We start from the raw sequence: 331 nt of genomic DNA on the forward strand, positions 1-331 counted from the left end.
ATGCACCTTTGATTGTTATTAACTTGCTCGTGCAAGTAATGAATACTTTCTTACTACCACCAGCCTTGTTGTTTTTGCTTTTACTCTTAAACGATAAAGAGCTTATGGGTAGTTATACAAACAGCTTATGGTCAAACGTATTTGTGGCTTTGATAATAATATTTGTTATGGTGCTTTCTGTGGTATACGCTTTCCAAACGTTGTTTCCAGGAGGTTAAGGATTATGAGCAGATATAATTTTTGGGTAAAGTTTTCTTTGATATTTTTAAGGATATACGTGCTTTTTATGTTAGCTCTTTTGTTTTACAAGTTTTATCAAATATTGGGTCAT

General features: G+C 32.3%; 1 protein-coding gene. It reads left to right on the forward strand.

The window, feature by feature from the left end; all coding sequences use genetic code 11:
* The coding region (locus ACYQZV_RS09140; RefSeq protein WP_459895345.1) for a divalent metal cation transporter at positions 1-218 on the forward strand (218 nt) is incomplete at its 5' end.
* Positions 219-331 lie beyond the last annotated feature (113 nt).

The organism is Hydrogenobaculum acidophilum (genome assembly GCF_054656715.1).